Origin of the sequence: Streptomyces sp. NBC_01176, assembly GCF_045039825.1 — a bacterium.
GTDB lineage: Bacteria > Actinomycetota > Actinomycetes > Streptomycetales > Streptomycetaceae > Streptomyces.
Genome location: NZ_CP108600.1, coordinates 6,421,470 through 6,443,172, shown reverse-complemented (window position 1 = coordinate 6,443,172; position 21,703 = coordinate 6,421,470). Strand labels below are relative to the sequence as shown.

Genomic DNA, 21,703 nt, shown 5'->3' with positions numbered 1-21,703 from the left:
CGTTTTATGAGCGCTTCGGGACCGGCACCCGCAGCAGATCGTGCGCCACGGTCAGTTCCCCGTCGAACCCGGCCGCCCGCGCCTGCCGCTCGAACTCGTCGGGATCGGAGTACCGCTGGCTGAAGTGCGTGAGCACCAGATGCCGTACGCCCGCGTCGCGTGCCACCCGGGCCGCCTGACCGGCGGTCAGATGCCCGTGGTCGGAGGCGAGCCGGTGGTCCTCGTCGAGGAACGTCGACTCGATGACGAGCAGGTCGCAGCCTTCGGCGAGGGCGTCCACCCCCTCGCACAGCCGGGTGTCCATGACGAACGCGAACCGCTGTCCGCGCCGCACCTCGCTGACGTCGTCCAGACGGACCGCGCCCAGGGCTCCCTCGCGCTGGATCCGCCCGACGTCCGGCCCCTTGATGCCGTGCGCGGCCAGCCGCTCGGGCAGTATCCGCCGCCCGTCCGGCTCGACCAGCCGGTATCCGAAGGACTCCACGGGATGGGAGAGCCTGCGGGCCTCCAGGGTGTAGGAGGCCGTGGCCGCGAGCACGCCGTCCGTGTCGACCGGCGCCTCGGTGAGCGCGACGGTCTCGCGGTACGCGGTGGCGTACCGCAGCCGGTCGAAGAAGCGCTGACCGGAGCGGGGGTAGTGCGCGGTGACCTCGTGCGGCACACGGTCGAGGTTGACGCGCTGGATCACCCCGGCGAGCCCGAGCGAGTGGTCGCCGTGGAAGTGCGTGACGCAGATCCGGTGCAGGTCGTGCGCGGCGACCCCGGCCCGCAGCATCTGCCGCTGAGTGCCCTCGCCGGGGTCGAAGAGCAGCCCCTCCCCGTCCCAGCGCAGCAGATAGCCGTTGTGGTTGCGGTGCCGGGTCGGGACCTGGCTGGCGGTGCCGAGGACCACCAGTTCACGTACGGACAACGCCGGTCACCCCGGTGGCCACTGCATGCCGCGGCCACCGAGGAGGTGCGCGTGCGCGTGGAAGACGGTCTGTCCCGCACCGCTGCCGGTGTTGAACACGATCCGGTAGCTGTCCAGCTTCTCCTCGCCCGCGATCTCACCGGCCTCGCGCAGCACGTCCGCCGCGATCCGGGGCTCCGCGGCCGCCAGCGACGCCGCGTCCGGGTGGTGCACCTTGGGGATGACCAGGATGTGGGTGGGCGCCTGCGGGTTTATGTCACGGAAGGCGAGGGTCGTCTCGCTCTCCCGGACGACGGTCGCCGGAATCTGTCCCGCGATGATCTTGCAGAACAGACAGTCGTCCTGCGGTTCTCCCGCCATGCGTGTCCCTCCTCGTGCCGGGCCGGCCCCGGTGTCCCGGACGGCGTCGGTCCCTGCGTCCGCACGGCGCCGACCTTCCCGCCGCGCACGGCGCCGATCATTACGCCGTGCATGCTATCGGCCGCACCCCGTCAACCCAGCTCCGGCAGCGGCGGCGGGGTCTTCGCCGGGTTCTCCTCCAGGGCCGCCAGCGCGATCCGGATCGCCTCGTCCAGCTGGACGTCGCGGCCGGCGGCGTGGTCCTGCGGGGCCTGGACGACCTCGATGTCCGGGTCGACACCGTGGTTCTCCACCCCCCACCCCTGCCCCTCCAGCCAGAACGCGTACTTGGGCTGCGTGACCAGGGTGCCGTCGACGAGCCGGTAGCGGCTGTCGATGCCGATCACTCCGCCCCAGGTGCGCGTGCCCACCACCGGACCGATCCCGAGCGCCTTGACCGCCGCGTTGACGATGTCCCCGTCCGAGCCGGAGAACTCGTTGGCCACGGCGACGACGGGACCGCGCGGCGCGTCCTCCGGATAGCTGTACGGCCGCATCCCGCGCGGCAGGTCCCAGCCCACGATCCGCCGGGCGAGCTTCTCGACGACCAGTTGGGAGGTGTGGCCGCCGCGGTTCTCCCGCACGTCCACGACCAGCCCCTCCCGGGCCACCTCGATCCGCAGGTCCCGGTGGAGCTGCGCCCACCCGGAGCCGACCATGTCCGGCACGTGCAGATAGCCCAGTCTGCCCCCGGAGCGCTCGTGGACGTACGCCCGCCGGTCGGCGACCCACGCGTGGTAGCGCAGCGCCTCCTCGTCGGCGAGCGGGACGACCACCGCGTGCCGGGGATCTCCGCCGCCGGACGGGGAGACCGTCAGCTCGACCGGCTTGCCCGCCGTGCCCACCAGCAGCGGCCCTGGACCGGCCACCGGGTCCACCGGCTGCCCGCCGACCTGGACGATCGCGTCCCCGGCCCGCACCGCGACCCCGGGCGCGGCGAGCGGTGCCCGCGCGTCGGGGTCGGAGGTCTCCGAGGGGAGGATCCGGTCGATGCGCCAACTTCCGTCCTCGTGACGGGAGATGTCCGCCCCGAGCAGTCCCTGCGCCCGGTCGCCGCCGGCCCAGCTGCCGCGCGGGTTCACATACGCGTGCGAGGTGCCCAGTTCGCCCTGCACCTCCCAGAGCAGGTCCACCAGGTCGTCGTGGGTGGCGATCCGGTCGAGGACCGGCCGGTAGCGGTCGAGTACGCCCTCCCAGTCGGCCCCGCCCAGATCGGGCCGCCAGAAGTTGTCCCGCATCAGGCGGCCGGTCTCTTCGTACATCTGGCGCCACTCGGCGGCCGGGTCGACGGTCTGGCGGATCCGCGAGAGGTCGACGGTGATGTTGGTGTCGCTCTCGTCGTCGTTCGAGGCGCGGCGGTCGCTCGGGACGAGCTTGAGCTTGCCGTCGGTCCACAGCAGGACCCTCTTGCCGTCGCCGGTGACGGCGAAGTGGTCGGCGTCCGCGGCGAGATGCTCGATACGGTGCTGGACCAGGTCGTACCGCTCCAGCTCGGTCTTCGGGTCCGGGTCGTCCGGAGTGGCGCGGGAGGCACCGAGCACACCGCGGACCGGGTGGCGCAGCCACAGCAGCCCGTCCTTGGCGGCCCGCAGCGTCGAGTAGCGGGCGGCCTCGACGGGGAACGGGACGATCCGGTCGCCGAGTCCCTCGAGGTCGATCCGGGTCGCGGGGGTGCCCTCGCTGTCGGGCGTCTCGGCCCCGCGGTCCTCGGGGGCGTCGAAGGCGCGGCCGTGCCGCTGCGGTCCGAAGGGGGACGGGGTGGTCGCGGCCAGCGTGATCAGGTGCGGGCGGGATCCGCCCACGAACGCCAGGTCGAAGACGTGTTCGTCGTAGACCGGGTCGAAGGCCCGCGCGGAGAGGAAGGCGAGGTGCTTGCCGTCGAGGGTGAACGCGGGCGCGTAGTCGCGGAAGCGCAGCGGCGTCGCCTCGGTGACCGACAGGTCCGCGGTGTTCGCCAGTTTCAGCTGGCGCAGCGGACGGGGGCCGGGGTGCGACCAGGCGAGCCAGGCCGAGTCCGGCGAGAAGACCAGCCCGCTGACGTCCCCGTCGGCGCTGCGGTCGACCTCGCGCACCTCCCCGGTCTCCCGCTCGACGAGCAGCACCCGTCCGTCGTGCGAGGCGACGGCGGCACGGCTGCCGTCGGGTGCCATCGCGAGCCCGAGGACGCGGCCGAGCTGACCGGCGGCGAGCCGGCGCGGGGTCGCTCCGGGGGCGGTCCCGGTGGCCGGGGCGAACTCCAGCGCGTCGTCACCCGCCGCGTCGGTCACCCACACCACGTACTCCTCGCCCTCCACCCGGAAGGTGCGCGGCAGCCGGGCGCGCACGCCGGGCCGGGCGGCGAGCGCGCGGGCCGGACCGGAGCGGTGGGTGATCCAGTGGACGGAACCGCGCACGGAGACCGCGCTGCCGCGTCCGGTGTGGTCGGGCGCGGCGGCCGAGAACCAGCGGGACGCGCTGACGGGGTGCGGCTGCTGTTCGACGCGCTGTCCGCCGAGCCGGATGTCGAGCCTCCGCGGCTCGGCGCCGTCCAGGTCGTCGAGCAGCCACAGTTCACCGGCGGACGCGTAGACGACCCGGGTGCCGTCGGTCGCCGCGTGCCGGGCGTAGAAGCCTTCCCCGGCGGGGGTGTGGCGGCGCAGGTCGGAGCCGTCGGCGAGGGACGAGTAGAGGGCCCCCACCCCTTCGTGGTCGGACAGGAACGCGAGCCGCTCCCCCGCCCACAGGGGGTATTCGAGGTTCCCGTCCAGCTCTTCGTGCAGGCGTACGAACTCGCCGTCGCCCTCGCGGTCGATCCACAGCTTGCCCGCCGTGCCGCCGCGGTACCGCTTCCACCAGGCGGCCTCGCGTCCCATCGGGGCGGACAGGAGCAGCACACCGGGGCCGCCGTACGCGACATCGCCGACCGGCCCGTACGGAAGGGTGGTGGCGGGACCGCCGTCGAGCGGGACGGCCCGCGCCCAGCTGCGCCGCAGGCTCGCCTGGCCCTGGGTGCTGAGGGCGAGCACCTGTCCGTCCGGGGTCCAGCCGCGCACCTGGGTCCGCGGATTCCCCCAGTACGTCAGCCGTCTGGCCGCTCCGCCCGCCAGCGGGGCCACGTGCACCTCGGGCGCCCCGTCCCGGGCGGAGGTCCAGGCGACGCTCTCACCGTCGGGCGAGATGCGCGGGTGGTTCACCGGGACGTTGTCGGCGCTGACCCGCCAGGCCCGGCCACCGCCGTCGAGGGGAGCGACCCAGACGTCGTCCTCGGCGGTGAACGCGACCAGATCGCCCCGCAGATGCGGGAAGCGGAGGTATCCGGGTGATACGGACGATGCAGACTGTGTCACCCGATCACCCTATGCAGCGACAGCTCACCCGGAAAGGGGTTTGGATCACTTGCCCCCGGCCGGGGGCGCCGACGGTGGGCGGCGTGCGCGAGGGCGTGTCTCAGTTGCGCAGGAGCAGCCACTCCTGGAGTTCCACGAGGTTGCCCTCCGGGTCCTTGAGGTGGGCCACGCGCATGCGGTCGGTCATCGGAGCGGGGCCGTGGGCGATGACGCCGCCGCGCGAGACGACACCGGCGCAGTAGGCGTCGAGGTCGTCGACGCGCAGGACGAGCAGGGAGCGGTGGCCCGTCGCCGAATCGCCCAGCTCACCGAGGATCCGGGCCATCATGGCGCGGTCCTGGAGCGCGATGCCCGCGGAGCCGGTGGCGGCACTGAACTTCTCGTACGGCCCCTCGGCAGCCCCCGACTGGGGCTTGAGGCCGAGGACTTCGGCGTAGAAGCGGTAACAGGCCGGGAAGTCGGCAACGAGCAGCCGTACCTGGGCGAGTTCCAACGCATCCCCCGTGAGTGTTCGTTCAGGACCAGCGGCCGGTGCGCCCCAGCAGCAGCGCGGTCGCCGCGGTCCCTGCGGTCGACGTACGCAGCACGCTACGCCCCAGCCGGTACGCCTTCGCACCCGCCTGTGCGAAGAGGTCCAACTCCTCGGGGGAGACTCCTCCTTCGGGTCCCACGACCAGCACGATCCTTCCGGACGAGGGCAGTTCGGCCGTGGCGAGCGGCTCGCTGCCGTACTCCCGGTCCTCGTGCAGCACCGCCGCGAAGTCCGCTTCGGCCAGAAGTGCGGCGACCTGCTTGGTCGTCGCCGCGTCCGCGACCTCCGGGAAGCGCACCCGGCGGGACTGCTTGCCGGCCTCGCGCGCCGTCGCCCGCCACTTGGCGAGCGCCTTCGGACCCCGGTCGCCCTTCCACTGGGTGATGCAGCGCGAGGCGGCCCAGGGGACGATCGCGTCCACCCCGGTCTCGGTCATCGTCTCCACGGCCAGCTCGCCCCGGTCACCCTTGGGCAGTGCCTGGACGACGGTGATACGAGGGGACTGGGGAGGTTCCTCGGCGAGGGAGTCGATGCGGACGGTCAGCCGGTCCTTGCCCTCGGCCGCGACGACGACGCACTCCGCCCAGCGTCCGGCGCCGTCGGTGAGGACGACGTCCTCACCGGCCCGCAGCCGCTTCACGGAGACGGCGTGCCGGCCCTCGGGACCGTCGAGGACATGGTGCCCCGCGCCGTCCACGTCGAAGTGGTCGACCACGAACACCGGTGCCGTCATCGGTCCGTACCGCCCGCTCCGTCGGCCGCGGACAGCGCTGTCCGCGCCGCGTCCAGCTCGGCGCACAGCACCTCCACCAGCTGCCCCGCGGACAGTTCACGGGCCATCCGGTGCCCCTGTCCCGCCCACAGGGCCATGCCCTGCGCGTCGCCCGCCCTGGCCGCCGCCTTGCGCAGCGGGGAGGTGAGGTGGTGGACCTCGGGGTACGCGGCGGGCGCGTACGGACCGTGCTCCCGCATGAAGCGGTTGACCAGGCCGCGCGCGGGGCGGCCGGAGAACGCGCGTGTCAGCTCCGTGCGGACGAAGAGGGGGTTGGTCAGGGACTGCTTGTGCACGGCGTGCGCGCCGGACTCCGGGGTGGCGAGGAACGCGGTGCCGAGCTGCGCCGCGTCGGCGCCCGCAGCGAGCACGGCGGCGATCTGGCTGCCGCGCATGATGCCGCCGGCGGCGACGATCGGGATCTGCACGCTCTCCCGGACCTGGGCGATCAGGGAGAGCAGTCCGATCCCCGTGCCGTCCGTCTCCGGGTTGACGCGGTGGGTGCCCTGGTGACCGCCGGCCTCCACGCCCTGCACGACGACCGCGGCGGCCCCCGCCCGCTGCACCGCGAGCGCCTCCTCGGCGGTGGTCGCGGTGATCATGGTGAGCGTACCGACCCGGGCGAAGGAGTCCAGGACGTCACGGGTGGGGCAGCCGAAGTGGAAGGAGACCACCGGCACCGGGTTGTCGAGGAGGACCGCGAGCTTGGCGTCGTAGCCGTCGTCGCGGCCGCTGTCCGGATCGCCGAGGTCCGTCTCGTACCAGGTGGCCTCACCGGCCAGCTGGTGGGCGTACACCTCGACGGTGGCCGGGTCCGCGTACTCGGCCTGCGGCATGAAGAGGTTGACCCCGAAGGGCCGGCTCGTCAGCCCGCGCAACTGCTTGATCTCCTGGTACATGCCGTCGGCGGTCTTGTACCCGGCGGCGAGGAACCCGAGCCCGCCGGCCTCGGACACGGCGGCCGCGAGGTGCGGGACGGAGACGCCGCCCGCCATGGGGGCCTGCACGATCGGGTGAGGGAAGAGATCGGTCAGTGCGGAGGACATGACGGCATGTTGTCACGTCCTCCGAACAAGTCCGAAATCCGGCCTTCCGCCCGCGGCGGGCCGCCGCGGGCCGCCGGGACGGACGGTCCACGGCCCTGTTCCGCCCTCGCCGCCGCCCCTGCTCGTCCCGGTCCGAAGGCCGCCGCCCCCGGACCCGCTTCGGCCCGTACGGCCTCGTCCTGGAACTCCGGACGGGCCGAAACGGACCGACGCCGGGGTCAGCGGCCGTTGAACGCGTCCTTCAGGCGGGAGAACAGGCCCTGCTGGCCCGGCTGGAACTGTCCCGTCGGACGCTCCTCGCCGCGCAGCAGCGCCAGCTCCCGCAGCAGCCGCTCCTGCTCGGGATCGAGCTTGGTGGGCGTGGTGACCTCGACATGCACGATGAGGTCGCCGCGGCCGCCGCCGCGCAGATGCGTGACGCCGCGCCCGTGCAACGGGATCGACTGCCCGGACTGCGTGCCGGGCCGGATGTCGACCTCCTCCAGACCGTCGAGGGTCTCGAGCGGCACCTTGGTGCCGAGCGACGCCGCGGTCATCGGAATGGTGACCGTGCAGTGCAGGTCGTCACCACGACGCTGGAAGGTCGAGTGCGGCAGTTCGTGGATCTCGACGTAGAGGTCGCCGGCGGGGCCGCCACCGGGCCCGACCTCGCCCTCGCCCGCGAGCTGGATCCGGGTGCCGTTGTCGACGCCCGCCGGGATCTTCACCGTGAGCGTGCGCCGGGACCGGACCCGCCCGTCGCCCGCGCACTCCGGGCACGGGGTCGGCACGACGGTGCCGAAGCCCTGGCACTGCGGGCACGGACGGGACGTCATGACCTGGCCCAGGAACGACCGCGTGACCTGGGACACCTCACCGCGTCCGCGACACATGTCGCAGGTCTGGGCGGAGGTCCCCGGCGCGGCGCCCTCACCGTTGCAGGTGGCGCACACGACGGCCGTGTCGACCTGGATGTCCTTCGTCGTGCCGAAGGCGGCCTCGTCCAGCTCGATCTCGAGCCGGATCATGGCGTCCTGGCCGCGCCGCGTGCGCGACCGGGGGCCCCGCTGCGACGCCGTACCGAAGAAGGCGTCCATGATGTCCGAGAAGTTGCCGAAGCCACCGGCGCCGAAGCCGCCCGCGCCCGCGCCGCCCGCCTGGGACAACGGATCGCCGCCGAGGTCGTAGACCTGCTTCTTCTGCGGGTCCGACAACACCTCGTACGCGGCGTTGATCTCCTTGAACCGCTCCTGCGTCTTCGGATCGGGATTGACGTCCGGATGCAGCTCGCGCGCGAGCCGCCGGAAAGCCTTCTTGATCTCGTCCTGGGACGCGTCGCGGCGCACGCCGAGCACGGCGTAGTAGTCCGTGGCCACCTTAGGACTCCGCCAGGATCTGTCCGACGTACCGTGCCACCGCTCGTACCGCTCCCATCGTTCCCGGGTAATCCATGCGGGTCGGTCCGACCACGCCGAGTTTGGCTACTGCCTCGTCGCCCGAACCGTAGCCGACGGAGACCACGGACGTGGAGTTGAGTCCCTCATACGCGTTCTCGTGACCGATCCGTACGGTCATGCCCGAATCCCCTGCCTCCCCAAGCAACTTGAGGAGCACGACCTGTTCCTCCAGCGCTTCGAGCACCGGTCTGATCGTGAGGGGAAAATCATGTCCGAAGCGGGTCAGGTTCGCGGTGCCGCCGATCATCAGACGCTCCTCGGTCTCCTCGACGAGCGTCTCCAGGAGGGTGGAGAGCACGGTCGCGACCGTACCCCGGTCGTCCGCCTCGAAGGCGTCCGGCAGGTCCTGGACCAGCGGCGGGACGTCCGCGAAGCGGCGGCCCGCCACCCGGCTGTTGAGCCGGGCCCGCAGATCCGCCACGGAGGTCTCCCCGAACGGCGCCGGACAGTCGATCATGCGCTGCTCGACCCGCCCGGTGTCCGTGATCAGGACGAGCATCAGCCGGGCGGGAGCCAGCGACAACAGCTCCACGTGCCGCACGGTCGATCTGGTCAGCGACGGGTACTGCACGACGGCGACCTGCCGCGTCAGCTGCGCGAGCAGCCGCACGGTCCGCCCGACGACGTCGTCGAGGTCGACGGCGCCTCCCAGGAAGTTCTGGATGGCCCGCCGCTCGGGTCCGGTCATCGGCTTGACGCCGGCGAGCTTGTCGACGAAGAGCCGGTAGCCCTTGTCGGTGGGGATGCGCCCCGCACTGGTGTGCGGCTGGGCGATGTACCCCTCGTCCTCCAGGGCGGCCATGTCGTTGCGGACCGTGGCCGGGGAGACACCCAGCTGGTGCCGCTCCGTCAGCGCCTTGGAACCGACCGGCTCCTCGGTGCCGACGTAGTCCTGGACGATGGCGCGCAGCACTTCGAGTCTGCGTTCACTCAGCATTCGCGCACACCTCCAGCTGTCGGTCCCTCGTCGCCTCGCTTGGCACTCAGCGCATGCGAGTGCCAGCATTCCCCGGCCCAGTGTACGGCCGCCGGGTACGGCCCCGGCAAGGGCGGGCCCGCGATCTTGCGCACGTATGCGGACGTGTCCCGCGATGTCTCACCGGCGTCAGCCCCGCGGCACTAGCGTCACCGTATGAAGGTGACTTGGGAAGAGCCGGGGTGGGAGGAGCTGGCTCCGCACGTGGGGCGGCGGCGGCTCGCGGGCTGGGACTGCACGGCGGGGCTGGTGGTGGGCGGCGGCGCGGCGCTCATGGTCGACGCGGGGGCGAGCCTCAAGGAGGGCGCACGGTTGCGCGCCGAGGCGCGCCGGCTCCTCGGCCCGGACCGGGACGTGACGCACCTCGCACTCACCCACCCGCACTTCGACCACGTCTTCGGCGCGGCGTCGTTCACGGACGCGCAGGTGTTCGGGGCGGCGGGTCTCGGCGCGGTGTTCGCGCACGGGGGCGGGGAGCTGCGCGCGGACGCCGTACGCCACGGCCTGGACCGGCGTGACGCCGCCGCGGCCGCGGACGCCCTGGTCCCCCCGCGGCACTCCGTGTCCGGCGAGCGGGCGCTCGACCTGGGCGGCGGTGTCCGGGCCCTGCTGGCGAACGTGGGTCCGGGCCACACCGCGCACGATCTGGTGGTCCTGGTGACCGGGGCGCCCGGCTCACCGGAGGTCGTCTTCTGCGGGGATCTGGTGGAGGAGTCGGGCGAGCCCCAGGCGGGTCCCGACGCCGTCCCCTCCCGCTGGCCGGCCGCCCTGGACCGGCTGCTCGGCCTGGGCGGCGAGGAGGCGGTGTACGTCCCCGGTCACGGGGCCGCGGTGAATGCGGCGTTCGTCCGGGCTCAGCGGGACGCGCTGGCGACACGCTTCGGCGTGTCGTAGGGATCTCGCCGTCACCTCCCCGCCGGTTCTCCTATCGTCATCCGAATGCGCCAGTACTCTCCGGATCTCACCCCGCCGTGGAAGAAGCCCAAGCCGGTACCCGAGGTCCCCGCGGACCCGGGTCTGGTGGTCGAGGAACCCGGTACGGGGTTCTGCGGGGCGGTGATCGGCTGCGAGGCGGGCACGGTGACGCTGGAGGACCGCTTCGGCAAGCACCGGGTGTTCCCGCTGGAGCCGCGCGGCTTCCTGCTGGAGGGCAGGGTGGTCACCCTGGTCCGTCCGGCCGCGGGGCCGGTACGGTCCGGCCGTACGGCATCCGGTTCGGTCGCCGTGCCGGGCGCACGGGCCCGGGTGGCGCGGGCCGGCCGCATCTACGTGGAGGGCCGGCACGACGCCGAACTGGTCGAGCGCGTCTGGGGCGACGACCTCCGCATCGAGGGTGTCGTGGTCGAGTACCTGGAGGGCATCGACGATCTCCCCGCCGTCGTCGACGAGTTCGGGCCGGGACCGGACGCCCGCCTGGGCGTGCTGGTCGACCATCTGGTGCCCGGCACGAAGGAGTCGCGCATCGCGGAGGCGGTCACGAGTGAGCACGCCCTCGTCCTCGGCCACCCGTACATCGACGTCTGGGAGGCCGTGAAGCCGTCCTCCGTGGGCATTCCCGCGTGGCCCCGCGTCCCACGCGGGCAGGACTGGAAGACGGGCGTGTGCCGGGCCCTGGGCTGGCCGGAGAACACGGGTGCCGCCTGGCAGCACATCCTGTCCCGGGTGCGCTCCTACAAGGACCTGGAGCCGGAACTCCTGGGCCGGGTGGAGGAGCTGATCGACTTCGTCACGGCGCCGGAGTGACGCCGGGGCCGTCGAGACCGTGAGGGGGGCGGGGGCCGTGGGAGCCTACGGGACCGCCGGCGCCGCCGACCCGGCTGCGGTGACCCTTCCTGTCACTTTCTCCCTGGTAGCCGAGCGGCATCCGCTCACCGCCGAACCAGAGCCGCGGTGCCCACTGCCGACAGCCCGCCGCCACCGCGTGCCGGGCCGCGGCGGGCCAGATGGGAACACGGTGGCGCAACCGGGGCAGCCCCGGCCGCAGCGGCTCGTTGTCGCGCACCCACGCCCACAGCAGCGGGTCGTCGCGGTCGATCCCGTCCTTCGGGCAGAGTTCGAGCGTGCGCAACGGCGGCGCCTCGTAGACGCCGACGCCGGCGAGCGAGTCCCACGGGAGCGTCGCGGACCGCCCGCTCCGGACGAAGTGGACCCCGTCGGCGTCCATGGTGACGCGGCAGCCGTAGTCCGCCCGGGCTCCCCGGGCGATGGCCACCACGGCCCAGCCGGCCGACAGCACCAGCACGGCGGCGATCACCTCGCGGACCACGGCGCCCGTACCGCGCCCGTGCTCGGGCACGAGTGCCCACACGGCCCACACGCAGAGCGCCACCAGCGCCAGCGCCACGCCGAGCCGGCGGCGCACCAGGATGACGCCCCTCTGGACGACCACCGTGTCCCCGATGTCGACGGCGTCGAACACCAGCGGTGCGCGCGTCCCGCGCGCCGGCGTGTCGGTCCGCCCGGCCGTCCGCTCCCGGTGGCCCGTCTCGTCCGGCCACCCCCGATACGACATCGGCTGCTCCTCGCGCCCGAACCACAGCTCGGGCGCCCACCGCACGAACGCCTTCTCGTACGCCTTGTGGGAGTCACCGACGTCGATGCGGTAGCGGATCCGGGGCAGGCCCGGCCGGAGCGGTTCCGTGTCGCGGACGAACTTCCACAGCAGCGGATCGTCGCGGTCCACCTCGTCACGCGGGCACAGCTCGACCGTGAAGACGGCATGGTTGCGCGTCCGAGCCCAGTGGATACCGACCCCGGCCAGCGAGTCCCAGCGGATCAGGGCGGTCTCCTTGCCGCGCATCCACCAGAAGCCGGTCGAGTCGAAGGCGGTGACCCACTGGCGGCCCCGCCAGCGGGAGACCAGATGGATCAGGCCGCCCAGGCCCATCGCCATGAGGAGGGTGAGAGGTATCCAGCCGGCACCGATCCCGTCGTCCCGGAAGGCGAGCCAGAGGCCCGTCCCGCCGCCCGCGAGGAACACCACCACGACCGGCAGGCTGAGCAGCAGCCGCCGCAACCCGTACCGGAGGACGGTCGCGTCCTCGGCCGGCCACTCACCAGAGATCATGCACGCGGACTGTAGGCGAACAGGTGTTCAGTCCACCAGGTCCCTGACCACCGCGTCCGCGAGCAGCCGTCCGCGCAGCGTGAGGACGGCGCGGCCCTCGTCGTAGGGGCCGTTCTCGAGGAGTCCGTCGGAGAGCGCGCGGCGGGAGGCAGAGAGCCCCTCCGGCCGCAGCAGGGAGAGCGGGCAGCCCTCGCGGAGCCGCAGTTCGAGGAGGATCCGCTCCACACGGCGGTCCTCGCCGGAGAGCAGCTCGCGCCCCGCCCCGGGGGACCTCCCGGACGCCAGCGCCGCCGCGTACGCCCCGGGGTGCTTCACGTTCCACCAGCGCACGCCGCCGACGTGGCTGTGGGCCCCCGGCCCGGCCCCCCACCAGTCCGCGCCGCGCCAGTACAGCTCGTTGTGCAGGCACCGGCCGGCCTCGGAGGTGGCCCAGTTGGACACCTCGTACCAGTCGAAGCCCGCCGCCGCCATCACCTCGTCCGCGATGAGGTAGCGGTCCGCGTGGACGTCGTCGTCCGTCATCGGGACCTCGCCGCGGCGGATGCGCCGGGCCAGCTGGGTGCCCTCCTCGACGATCAGGGCGTACGCGGAGACATGGTCGGGCCCGGCACCGAGCGCGGCGTCCAGCGAGGCCCGCCAGTCGTCGTCGGACTCGCCGGGCGTGCCGTAGATCAGGTCGAGGTTCACATGGTCGAAGCCCGCCGCACGGGCCTCGGCGACACAGGCCTCGGGGCGCCCGGGCGTGTGCGTGCGGTCGAGCACCTTCAGGACGTGCTGCCGGGCGCTCTGCATGCCGAAGGAGATCCGGTTGAAGCCCCCGGCCCGCAGGGTCGCGAGGTACGCCGGGTCCACCGACTCCGGATTCGCCTCCGTGGTGACCTCGGCGTCGTCCGCGAGCCCGAACTCCTCGCGGACCGCGCCCAGCATCCGTACGAGATCGTCGGCGGCCAGCAGCGTCGGCGTGCCGCCCCCGACGAAGACCGTACGGACGGGGCGCGGGTCGTCGCCGAGCACCTTGCGGGCGAGCCGGACCTCGTCGATCAGGGTGGACGCGTAGTTGTCGCGGGAGGCGAGCACGCCTCCGGTGCCCCGCAGCTCGGTCGCCGTGTAGGTGTTGAAGTCGCAGTACCCGCAGCGGGTCGCGCAGTACGGCACGTGGAGGTAGAACCCGAGGGGACGGTCGGCGGCCCCGGCCAGGGCGTGCGCGGGCAGCGCCCCGTCGTCGGGGACGGGCTCGCCGTCGGGGAGTGCGGAAGGCATGCCTTCCATTGTCCCGTACTCGGCCGCATGCCCCTTTCCACGCCGTCCCGCCCGTCCGACCGTGCGCTCCCACGCCGGGACCCGGTCTCACGGAGGCGTCCGCTCACCGGCCGGGCCCCGGCGTGCGGAGGGGCCCGTCCGCACGGCCGTCCTCGTTGTCCGCCCCGGCTGCGGGGTTCCCGGTCCCCGGGGCCGCCCCTACTCCGCCTGCAGCACCAGCAGGGCCAGGTCGTCCTCCGGGGGCTTGCCGCCGAACTCGTGGACCAGTCGCCGGATCCGCTCCGCGACCAGCTCGGCGCCGAGCCCCGTACAACTCGCGAGGGCCCGCGCGAGCCCCTCGTCGTCGTCGAACTGACGCGGCCCGCTGCGCCGCTCCGTCACCCCGTCGGTCACGCACAGCACGGTGTCGCCGGGGTACAGGTCCAGGGTCTCGGAGACGTAGGTCGCGTCCTCGAAGACGCCGAGCAGCGTCTGCGGCTCGGCCACCTCCCGTACGTCGCCGTCGGGGCCCAGGATCAGCGGCAGCGGGTGTCCGGCCGACGCGAGGGTGCAGCGCACGCCTCCGTCGAAGGGCACCAGTTCGCCGTACAGCATGGAGAGGAAGCGGGTCTGCGGGCCCTCGTCGGGGCCGAGGCCGGGGCCGCCCGCGGCCACCAGCGCGCGGGCCGCCGCGTCGGCCGCCTCCGTCGCGTCGTCGAGCAGGAGCTGGTTGAGGCGGTCGAGGACGTCGGCGACCTGGTAGCCCTCCCGGGCCAGCAGCCGCACCCACGGCCGGGCCAGGCCGATCACGACGGCGGCCTCGGGCCCCTTGCCCTGCACGTCACCGAGGACGAAACACCAGCGCCCGTCACCGGCCGGGAACAGGTCGTAGAAGTCCCCGCTGGGCCCGCCCTTGTCGAGCGGTTCGTACACGAGGGCGCTGCGCACCCCGGGGATCTCGGCGACCGCGCCGGGCAGCAGGCCTCGCTGGAGGACCCGGCTGATGGTGGCCTGCCGCGCGTACTGGCGGGCCGCGCCGATGGCGAGCGCGATCCGGCGGCTGAGGTCCTCGACGAGTCCGGTGATCTCGTCGGGGAAGCAGGTGAGCCCGGCCCGCCCGATGACGAGGGTCCCGAGCGGCCGCCCGCCGGCGATCAACCGGTAGGCCAACGCCGCCCCGCCCACCCCGTCGGCCCCACTCCCCCCTCCCGCGCCGGCCAGCATGTCGTCCGCCCCCAGCGTCTCCCCCGGCCAGGGCACGGGCACGGCCCGGGAACGCACCGAGTCGGGCAGCCGGGGCGGGTCCTTCTCCAGCGCCCCGCGCAGTTCCTCGAGGCGGTTCTCACTGCCGTGCCAGACCCGGGCGAGCCGCGGCCCGAGCGCCAGTCCGAGGCCGCCCGCCCGGTCGGTGGCCTCGTCCTCCAGCCAGACCGCGCACCAGTCGGCGAGCCGGGGCACCAGGAGCTGTCCGGCGAGCGCGGCGACCAGGTCCTCGTCCAGCTGGCCGGCGAGCAGGTCGGAGGCCTCGGCGAGGAAGGACAGAGCGCCGCGGTTGAGCCAGTCGTGTGCTCGGGACGGATCACGCCTCGGTTCCGCGGTGGTCGTCCCGCCGCCGAGCGCCCCGATCCCGCGCTCCCCGGCGTACGCCCCGGTCTCCGCGCCATCGCCCGGCCCCGCGCCGCCCGTCCACGCGACGACACCCGGGCCCCGGTCGCCCGAGCCCCGGTCGACGCCCGGTTCCCCCGCCGGGCCCGGCCCGGCGTCGCCCCCCGCCTCCCCCTCCAGCCCGAACCCCGCGCCGAACTCCGCCGCGCCGTCCACGGGCAACCGCGCCCACACGGTCTTGACGCCGGTGCGATAGGTGATGCCCCAGGCCTCGGAGAGCGTGGAGACGAGCCGCAGCCCGCGCCCGTACTCGGGTGTGCCGTACGGGCGTTCGGCCGCGTCCTCGCGCACCGCGCGCGAGGGATGGTGGTCGGAGACCTCGACGATCACCGCGTCCAGCGCACCCGGCCCGGCGTCGTCGCCGATCTCGAGCCGGCACACCAGCTCCACGTCCGTGCCCGCGTGCACCACCGCGTTGGTGACGAGTTCACTGACGATCACGACGGCGTCGTCGCGCAGGCGCTCGCCGACCGTCTCCGCGCCGGGCAGCGCGAGCGCGGCCCAGTCGGCGAGCGCCTCGCGCACCAGCCGACGGGCGGCGCCGGGCGCGAGCGGGGTGCCCGGCAGCGCCGCGCGCACCACTGTCTCGAGGTCGGCACGGTGGTGCGCGGGCGCGTCAGGGGCAAGCGTCATGGAGTCCCGCTGCGACTCCCGTTGCGTCGGAATGGCCCCCACTGTGCGGCTCCCTGAGCAGTTCGGACGATTACGCCTCAGGCGACACGGACAGAGTGACAGACTGGCCCCGCCCATAAGCACCGAGTTACCGAAGTGGGCCGCCATGAGTGAGAACAGTGCTACGCGCGTGCTCGAAGAAGGACAGAATCGGGCATTCGCAGACGGCCGGATCCGAGCGTCCGCTCCACGTCCGCTGCTCGCCGCGCACGACGGCGGCTTCACCGAGGTGCCGGGCACGGGGTACGGCCCGGCCGCGGAGCTCGGCACGGCGTTCCACCGGATCATGGACCGCGGCGTCCCGCGCCACACGCAAGTGCGGCCGGTGCGGGAGGAGTCGGCGCGGCACGAGCGGCCGTCCGCGCGTCCGGGACAGGGCGGCCGGACGACCCGTGCCGAGGACGTGAGCCAGTCGCTCCACGCCCTGGCGGCACCCGCCGCGAACACGAAGCGTGTCCTCGAGGCGGTGGCAGGCGCCGGCCTCACCCGGCGGGCCGACCCGCACGACCGGATCCGCCGACTCCGCGGCGCACGACTCCGCAGGGCACGACTCCGCGGCGCACCACTCAGCGGCGCCCGACTCCACGGCGCACCACTCAGCGGCGCCCGACTCAGCGGCGTCGCGCGCGACTACCAGGCGGACGACCTGCCCTCGCCCGTCCGCCACACCGCACGGGTCGCGACGGCGGTGGCCCAGCTCGCAGCGCGGGACGGCAGCCTTCCCGGACCCGTCGCTCCGGGACCGAGCACGACCGGGGAGGCCGCGGTCCCGCCGGCGACCGAGTGAGGCACCGTCACCATGAGCGCTGAGGAAACGACCGACGAGCGCGCCAGCATCCTCCTGGTCGACGACATGGAGGACAACCTGATCGCCCTGGAGGCCGTCCTGGGGTCCCTCAACGAGCCGTTGGTGCGCGCGCGTTCGGGCGAGGAGGCGATGAAGGCGCTGCTGCGGCAACGCTTCGCCGTCGTCCTCCTGGACATCCGCATGCCCGGCATGGACGGCTTCGAGACCGCCGCGAACATCAAGCGGCTCGACCAGACCAAGGACGTCCCCATCATCTTCCTGACCGGCACCGACGCCGACGCGGGCTACGCCTTCCGCGGTTACGCGACCGGCGCCGCGGACTATCTGACGAAGCCGTTCGACCCCTGGGTGCTGCGCGCCAAGGTCACCGTGTTCCTGGACCTGCACCGCAAGAACCGCCAGCTGGAACGGCTGCTGGCGCGGGAACACACCCACGCCGCCCGGATCAGCGCGCGACTGGCGGCCCTGGAGAGGCAGTTGGCGACCGAGGACCCCCCGAACGTGCCGGACCTGCGCAGACAGGTGCGAGAACTGCAGCATCTGGTGGCGCGGGTGACCGGCACCCGCGCCCCGTGACGGACGCGGGCGACCGCCCGCCGCGAGGGACGGGACGCGGCGCCGGGAACCGCGCGGCCGGCCACGGCGGACCCGAGGCCGGCGAGCGGTCCGGCCGCCCCGGGCTCACGCCTCGCGCGTACCGGCGTACATCTCCTCGATCAGCCCCTTGTACTCCCGCTCCACGACCGGCCGCTTCAGCTTCAGGCTCGGGGTGATCTCCCCGTGCTCGACGTCGAGGTCACGCGGCAGTAGACGGAACTTCTTGATCGTCTGCCAGCGCTGGAGGCCGCTGTTGAGCTCCTTCACATAGCCCTCGATCAGCTCGACGGTGACGGGCGCGGCCACGACGTCCGCGTACGACCTGCCCTCCAGCCCGTTCTCCTTCGCCCACTCCAGGATCGACGGCTCGTCGAGCGCGATGAGGGCGGTGCAGAAGTTCCGGTCGGCGCCGTGCACGAGGATGTTGGAGACGTACGGGCAGACCGCCTTGAACTGGCCCTCGACCTCGGCGGGCGCGATGTACTTGCCGCCGGACGTCTTGATGAGGTCCTTCTTGCGGTCGGTGATGCGGAGGTAGCCGTCGGGGGACAGCTCGCCGATGTCACCGGTGTGGAACCAGCCGTCCGCCTCCAGGACCTCGGCGGTCTTCTCCGGCAGCCCGTGATAGCCCTCCATGATGCCGGGGCCGCGCAGCAGGATCTCGCCGTCGTCCGCGATGCGCACCTCGGTGCCGGGCAGCGGCTTGCCGACCGTGCCGGTGCGGTAGGCCTCGCCGGGGTTCACGAACGAGGCGGCGGAGGACTCCGTGAGGCCGTACCCCTCCAGGATGTGGATGCCGGCGCCCGCGAAGAAGTAGCCGATCTCGGGGGCCAGGGCCGCGCTGCCGGAGACGCAGGCGCGCAGCCTGCCGCCGAAGGCCTCGCGGATCTTGGAGAACACGAGCGCGTCCGCGACCTTGTGCTTGGCGGCGAGCGCGAAGGGCACGGAGGCGGTGCCGGTGCGGCGGAAGTTGTCCTGACCGGCCTTCGCGTACTCGCGGGAGACCTCGGCGGCCCACTGGAAGATCTTGTACTTGGCGCCGCCGGCGGCCCGTGCCTTGGCCGCGACCCCGTTGTAGACCTTCTCGAAGATGCGCGGGACGGCCGCCATGTACGTCGGCTGCACCACCGGCAGATTCTCGATGATCTTGTCCACCCGGCCGTCGACGGCGGTGACGTGCCCGACCTCGATCTGGCCGGAGGTGAGCACCTTGCCGAAGACATGGGCGAGCGGCAGCCAGAGGTACTGCACGTCGTCGGGGCCGAGGAGTCCGGTCGAGGCGATGGCCTTCGCCATGTACGCCCAGTTGTCGTGCGGGAGGCGGACCCCCTTGGGGCGGCCCGTGGTGCCGGAGGTGTAGATGAGGGTGGCGAGCTGGTCGGCGGTGATCGCGCCGACCCGCTCCTCGATCAGCTCGGGGTTCTTCTCCAGGTACGCGGCGCCGCGCGACTCCAGCTCGGCCAGGGACAGGACGTCGTCGCCGGTCTCGACGCCGGCCGGGTCGATGACGACCACATGCGTCAGCTCGGGCAGTTCGGCGCGCTTCTCGCGCACCTTGGCGAGCTGGGCCGCGTCCTCGGCGACCAGGACCCGGCTGCCCGAGTCGGAGAGGATGAACGCGGACTCCCCGGCGTTCGTCTGGGGGTAGATCGTCGTCGTGGCCGCGCCCGCGCACATGATGCCGAGGTCGGCGAGGATCCACTCGACCCGCGTGGAGGAGGCGAGCGCGACGCGCTGCTCCGGCTGCACACCCAGTTCGATCAGTCCGGCCGAGATGGCGAAGACCCGCTCGGCGGCCTGCGCCCAGCTCAGCGACTTCCACTCGTCCGCGCCCTGACCGGCGGGGGCACCCGCCCGCTCGGGCGAGGCCGGGGCCGCGGGGGCGGCCGGCACGGGGTAGCGGTAGGCCTCGGCGTCCGGCGTGGCCGCCACGCGCTCCAGGAAGAGGGCCGCCACGGACGGCGGACGGTTCTCGATCAGGGTCTGTGTGTCGCTCACGACATCCTCCGGGGCCCGCGACAACGCGGCTGGCTGGCTCATTGCGGCTGTTGTTTAACTCGCGAGTAACTATCGAGCAGTGATCAGAGTAGAGCGCGTCCGGCCGGTGCGTAAGAGGCGGCGTCCTGTCACTTCCTACAGAGAGCGACGGTACGCATGCGCGAGGGCCCGCCACGCGAAAGCGCAACGGGCCCTTGAAATCGGCGAATCGGCCTACCCTGGGCGACTACTTCTTGCCCTTGGCCGCGCCACCGCTGTCGTCGCTGGACAGCACGGCGATGAAGGCTTCTTGCGGAACTTCCACAGAGCCCACCATCTTCATCCGCTTCTTGCCCTCCTTCTGCTTCTCCAGCAGCTTCCGCTTACGGGAGATGTCACCGCCGTAGCACTTGGCGAGGACGTCCTTGCGGATGGCGCGAATGGTCTCGCGGGCGATCACACGGGAGCCGATGGCCGCCTGGATCGGCACCTCGAAGGCCTGCCGCGGGATCAGCTCGCGCAGCTTGGCGACGAGCCGGACACCGTACGCGTACGCCTGGTCCTTGTGCGTGATCGCCGAGAAGGCGTCCACCTTGTCGCCGTGCAGCAGGATGTCGACCTTGACCAGGCTCGAGGTCTGCTCGCCGGTGGGCTCGTAGTCGAGCGAGGCGTAGCCGCGGGTCTTGGACTTCAGCTGGTCGAAGAAGTCGAAGACGATCTCCGCGAGCGGCAGTGTGTAGCGGATCTCGACGCGGTCCTCGGAGAGGTAGTCCATGCCGAGCAGGGTGCCGCGCCGGGTCTGGCACAGCTCCATGATCGAGCCGATGAACTCGGAGGGCGCGAGGATCGTGGCGCGTACGACGGGCTCGTACACGTCGTTGATCTTGCCCTCGGGGAACTCGCTCGGGTTGGTGACCGTGTGCTCGCTCCCGTCCTCCATGAGCACCCGGTAGACCACGTTGGGCGCGGTGGCGATCAGGTCGAGCCCGAACTCGCGCTCCAGCCGCTCGCGGATCACGTCCAGGTGCAGCAGGCCCAGGAAGCCGACGCGGAAGCCGAAGCCGAGCGCCGCCGAGGTCTCCGGCTCGTACACCAGAGCGGCGTCGTTGAGCTGCAGCTTGTCGAGGGCGTCACGCAGTTCGGGGTAGTCGGACCCGTCGAGCGGATACAGCCCGGAGAAGACCATGGGCTTGGGGTCCTTGTATCCGCCGAGCGCCTCGGTCGCACCCCCGTGCAGGGTGGTGATGGTGTCACCGACCTTGGACTGGCGGACGTCCTTCACGCCGGTGATCAGGTAGCCCACCTCGCCGACACCGAGCCCGTCGGCCGGAAGCATCTCCGGCGAGTTGGTCCCGATCTCCAGGAGCTCGTGCGTGGCGCCCGTGGACATCATCCGGATGCGCTCACGCTTGTTGAGCTGCCCGTCGATGACACGTACGTACGTCACGACGCCCCGGTAGGAGTCGTAGACCGAGTCGAAGATCATCGCGCGGGCCGGGGCGTCCTGGACACCCACCGGCGCCGGGATCTCGGCGACGACCTTGTCCAGCAGGGCCTCGACGCCCAGACCGGTCTTGGCGGAGACCTTCAGTACGTCGTCGGGGTCGCACCCGATGAGGTTGGCGAGCTCCTCGGAGAACTTCTCCGGCTGGGCGGCCGGCAGGTCGATCTTGTTCAGTACGGGGATGATCTTGAGGTCGTTCTCCATCGCCAGGTAGAGGTTGGCGAGAGTCTGCGCCTCGATGCCCTGGGCCGCGTCGACAAGCAGGACCGTGCCCTCGCAGGCCGCGAGGGACCGGGACACCTCGTAGGTGAAGTCGACGTGCCCGGGGGTGTCGATCATGTTGAGGATGTGCGTACTGCCCGGATCCTCGGAGGGCGCCCAGGGCAGCCGGACCGCCTGGGACTTGATCGTGATCCCACGCTCGCGCTCGATGTCCATGCGGTCGAGGTACTGAGCGCGCATCTGCCGCTGATCAACCACCCCGGTCAGCTGGAGCATGCGGTCGGCGAGCGTGGACTTGCCGTGGTCGATGTGCGCGATGATGCAGAAATTGCGGATCAGAGCCGGGGCGGTACGGCTCGGCTCGGGCACATTGTTAGGGGTCGCGGGCACGCAGGGTCCTGTCTCTTGAGGCGCCTGTCGCCTCGGGTCGGATCGATACGTAGGCTCCATGGTCCCACGGGTGGGGAACTGCGACCGGTTTGGGCCGGTCGTGCGGCGGCTGGTAGCCTGGGTGGCTGTGTCTCATGCCCTCTCTGCAGGAGGCACACCCCAAGG

Annotated in this window: 17 protein-coding genes; 4 read left to right on the top strand and 13 right to left on the bottom strand. The window is 72.5% G+C overall.

The annotated features are described in order from the left end of the window. Positions 1 to 4 precede the first annotated feature (4 nt). The 8 genes from OG199_RS27775 to hrcA all read right to left on the bottom strand — a co-directional run bounded on the left by OG199_RS27775 (position 5) and on the right by hrcA (position 9,358). Entirely contained in the window at positions 5 to 910 is a 906-nt protein-coding gene (locus OG199_RS27775) for a ribonuclease Z (RefSeq protein ID WP_405831779.1), read from the bottom strand. Between the two features lie 6 nt (positions 911 to 916). Next, the gene (locus OG199_RS27770; RefSeq protein WP_356808373.1) at positions 917 to 1,270 is read right to left on the bottom strand and encodes a histidine triad nucleotide-binding protein; all 354 of its coding nucleotides are present in this window, start codon (positions 1,268 to 1,270) and stop codon (positions 917 to 919) included. Between the two features lie 131 nt (positions 1,271 to 1,401). Then, positions 1,402 to 4,635, bottom strand: coding sequence for a S41 family peptidase (locus OG199_RS27765; RefSeq protein ID WP_405831777.1), 3,234 nt, complete (start codon positions 4,633 to 4,635; stop codon positions 1,402 to 1,404). 100 nt (positions 4,636 to 4,735) lie between these two features. Continuing rightward, positions 4,736 to 5,128: a VOC family protein gene (locus OG199_RS27760; protein ID WP_405831776.1), complete on the bottom strand. Its 393-nt coding sequence runs from the start codon at positions 5,126 to 5,128 to the stop codon at positions 4,736 to 4,738. A gap of 22 nt (positions 5,129 to 5,150) precedes the next feature. Then, complete coding sequence (locus OG199_RS27755) at positions 5,151 to 5,900, bottom strand: 16S rRNA (uracil(1498)-N(3))-methyltransferase (RefSeq protein WP_405831774.1); 750 nt, start codon at positions 5,898 to 5,900, stop codon at positions 5,151 to 5,153. After that, the gene (locus tag OG199_RS27750) at positions 5,897 to 6,985 is read right to left on the bottom strand and encodes a nitronate monooxygenase (protein WP_405831773.1); all 1,089 of its coding nucleotides are present in this window, start codon (positions 6,983 to 6,985) and stop codon (positions 5,897 to 5,899) included. Before OG199_RS27750 ends, OG199_RS27755 begins: the two co-directional genes overlap by 4 nt. Positions 6,986 to 7,203: 218 nt before the next feature. After that, positions 7,204 to 8,340, bottom strand: coding sequence for a molecular chaperone DnaJ (gene dnaJ / locus OG199_RS27745; protein WP_356808397.1), 1,137 nt, complete (start codon positions 8,338 to 8,340; stop codon positions 7,204 to 7,206). A 1-nt stretch (position 8,341) separates the two neighbouring features. Then, positions 8,342 to 9,358, bottom strand: coding sequence for a heat-inducible transcriptional repressor HrcA (gene hrcA, locus OG199_RS27740; protein WP_266699094.1), 1,017 nt, complete (start codon positions 9,356 to 9,358; stop codon positions 8,342 to 8,344). A gap of 195 nt (positions 9,359 to 9,553) precedes the next feature. Here hrcA and OG199_RS27735 point away from each other — a divergent pair, with 195 nt between their 5' ends. Further along, positions 9,554 to 10,291, top strand: a complete 738-nt coding sequence (locus OG199_RS27735; protein ID WP_356808398.1) for an MBL fold metallo-hydrolase — start codon at positions 9,554 to 9,556, stop codon at positions 10,289 to 10,291. 45 nt (positions 10,292 to 10,336) lie between these two features. After that, positions 10,337 to 11,140, top strand: a complete 804-nt coding sequence (locus OG199_RS27730; RefSeq protein WP_351722522.1) for a DUF3097 domain-containing protein — start codon at positions 10,337 to 10,339, stop codon at positions 11,138 to 11,140. Here OG199_RS27730 and OG199_RS27725 read toward each other — a convergent pair. The 3 genes from OG199_RS27725 to OG199_RS27715 form a co-directional block, all read right to left on the bottom strand. Next, complete coding sequence (locus tag OG199_RS27725) at positions 11,124 to 12,464, bottom strand: hypothetical protein (RefSeq protein WP_405831771.1); 1,341 nt, start codon at positions 12,462 to 12,464, stop codon at positions 11,124 to 11,126. The genes OG199_RS27730 and OG199_RS27725 overlap by 17 nt on opposite strands. Positions 12,465 to 12,491: 27 nt before the next feature. Next, the gene (hemW, locus tag OG199_RS27720) at positions 12,492 to 13,733 is read right to left on the bottom strand and encodes a radical SAM family heme chaperone HemW (RefSeq protein WP_356808402.1); all 1,242 of its coding nucleotides are present in this window, start codon (positions 13,731 to 13,733) and stop codon (positions 12,492 to 12,494) included. Positions 13,734 to 13,922: 189 nt separating this feature from the next. Next, positions 13,923 to 16,001, bottom strand: a complete 2,079-nt coding sequence (locus OG199_RS27715; protein WP_405831769.1) for a SpoIIE family protein phosphatase — start codon at positions 15,999 to 16,001, stop codon at positions 13,923 to 13,925. Positions 16,002 to 16,146: 145 nt separating this feature from the next. Between OG199_RS27715 and OG199_RS27710 the strand changes: the two genes are divergently transcribed. Beyond that, positions 16,147 to 16,827, top strand: coding sequence for a pentapeptide repeat-containing protein (locus OG199_RS27710; protein WP_405831768.1), 681 nt, complete (start codon positions 16,147 to 16,149; stop codon positions 16,825 to 16,827). 12 nt (positions 16,828 to 16,839) lie between these two features. Continuing rightward, a complete protein-coding gene (locus OG199_RS27705) occupies positions 16,840 to 17,424 on the top strand; it encodes a two-component system response regulator (protein WP_405831766.1) in 585 nt (194 codons plus the stop codon). A gap of 105 nt (positions 17,425 to 17,529) precedes the next feature. On the opposite strand, the gene OG199_RS27700 is transcribed toward OG199_RS27705, so the two are convergent. Further along, on the bottom strand, positions 17,530 to 19,443 hold the full coding sequence (locus tag OG199_RS27700; RefSeq protein ID WP_356801031.1) for an AMP-binding protein: 1,914 nt from the start codon (positions 19,441 to 19,443) through the stop codon (positions 17,530 to 17,532). Positions 19,444 to 19,669: 226 nt separating this feature from the next. Then, positions 19,670 to 21,538 (bottom strand): translation elongation factor 4, encoded by a 1,869-nt coding sequence (lepA, locus tag OG199_RS27695; protein WP_266699108.1) that lies wholly within the window; start codon positions 21,536 to 21,538, stop codon positions 19,670 to 19,672. Positions 21,539 to 21,703: the final 165 nt, after the last annotated feature.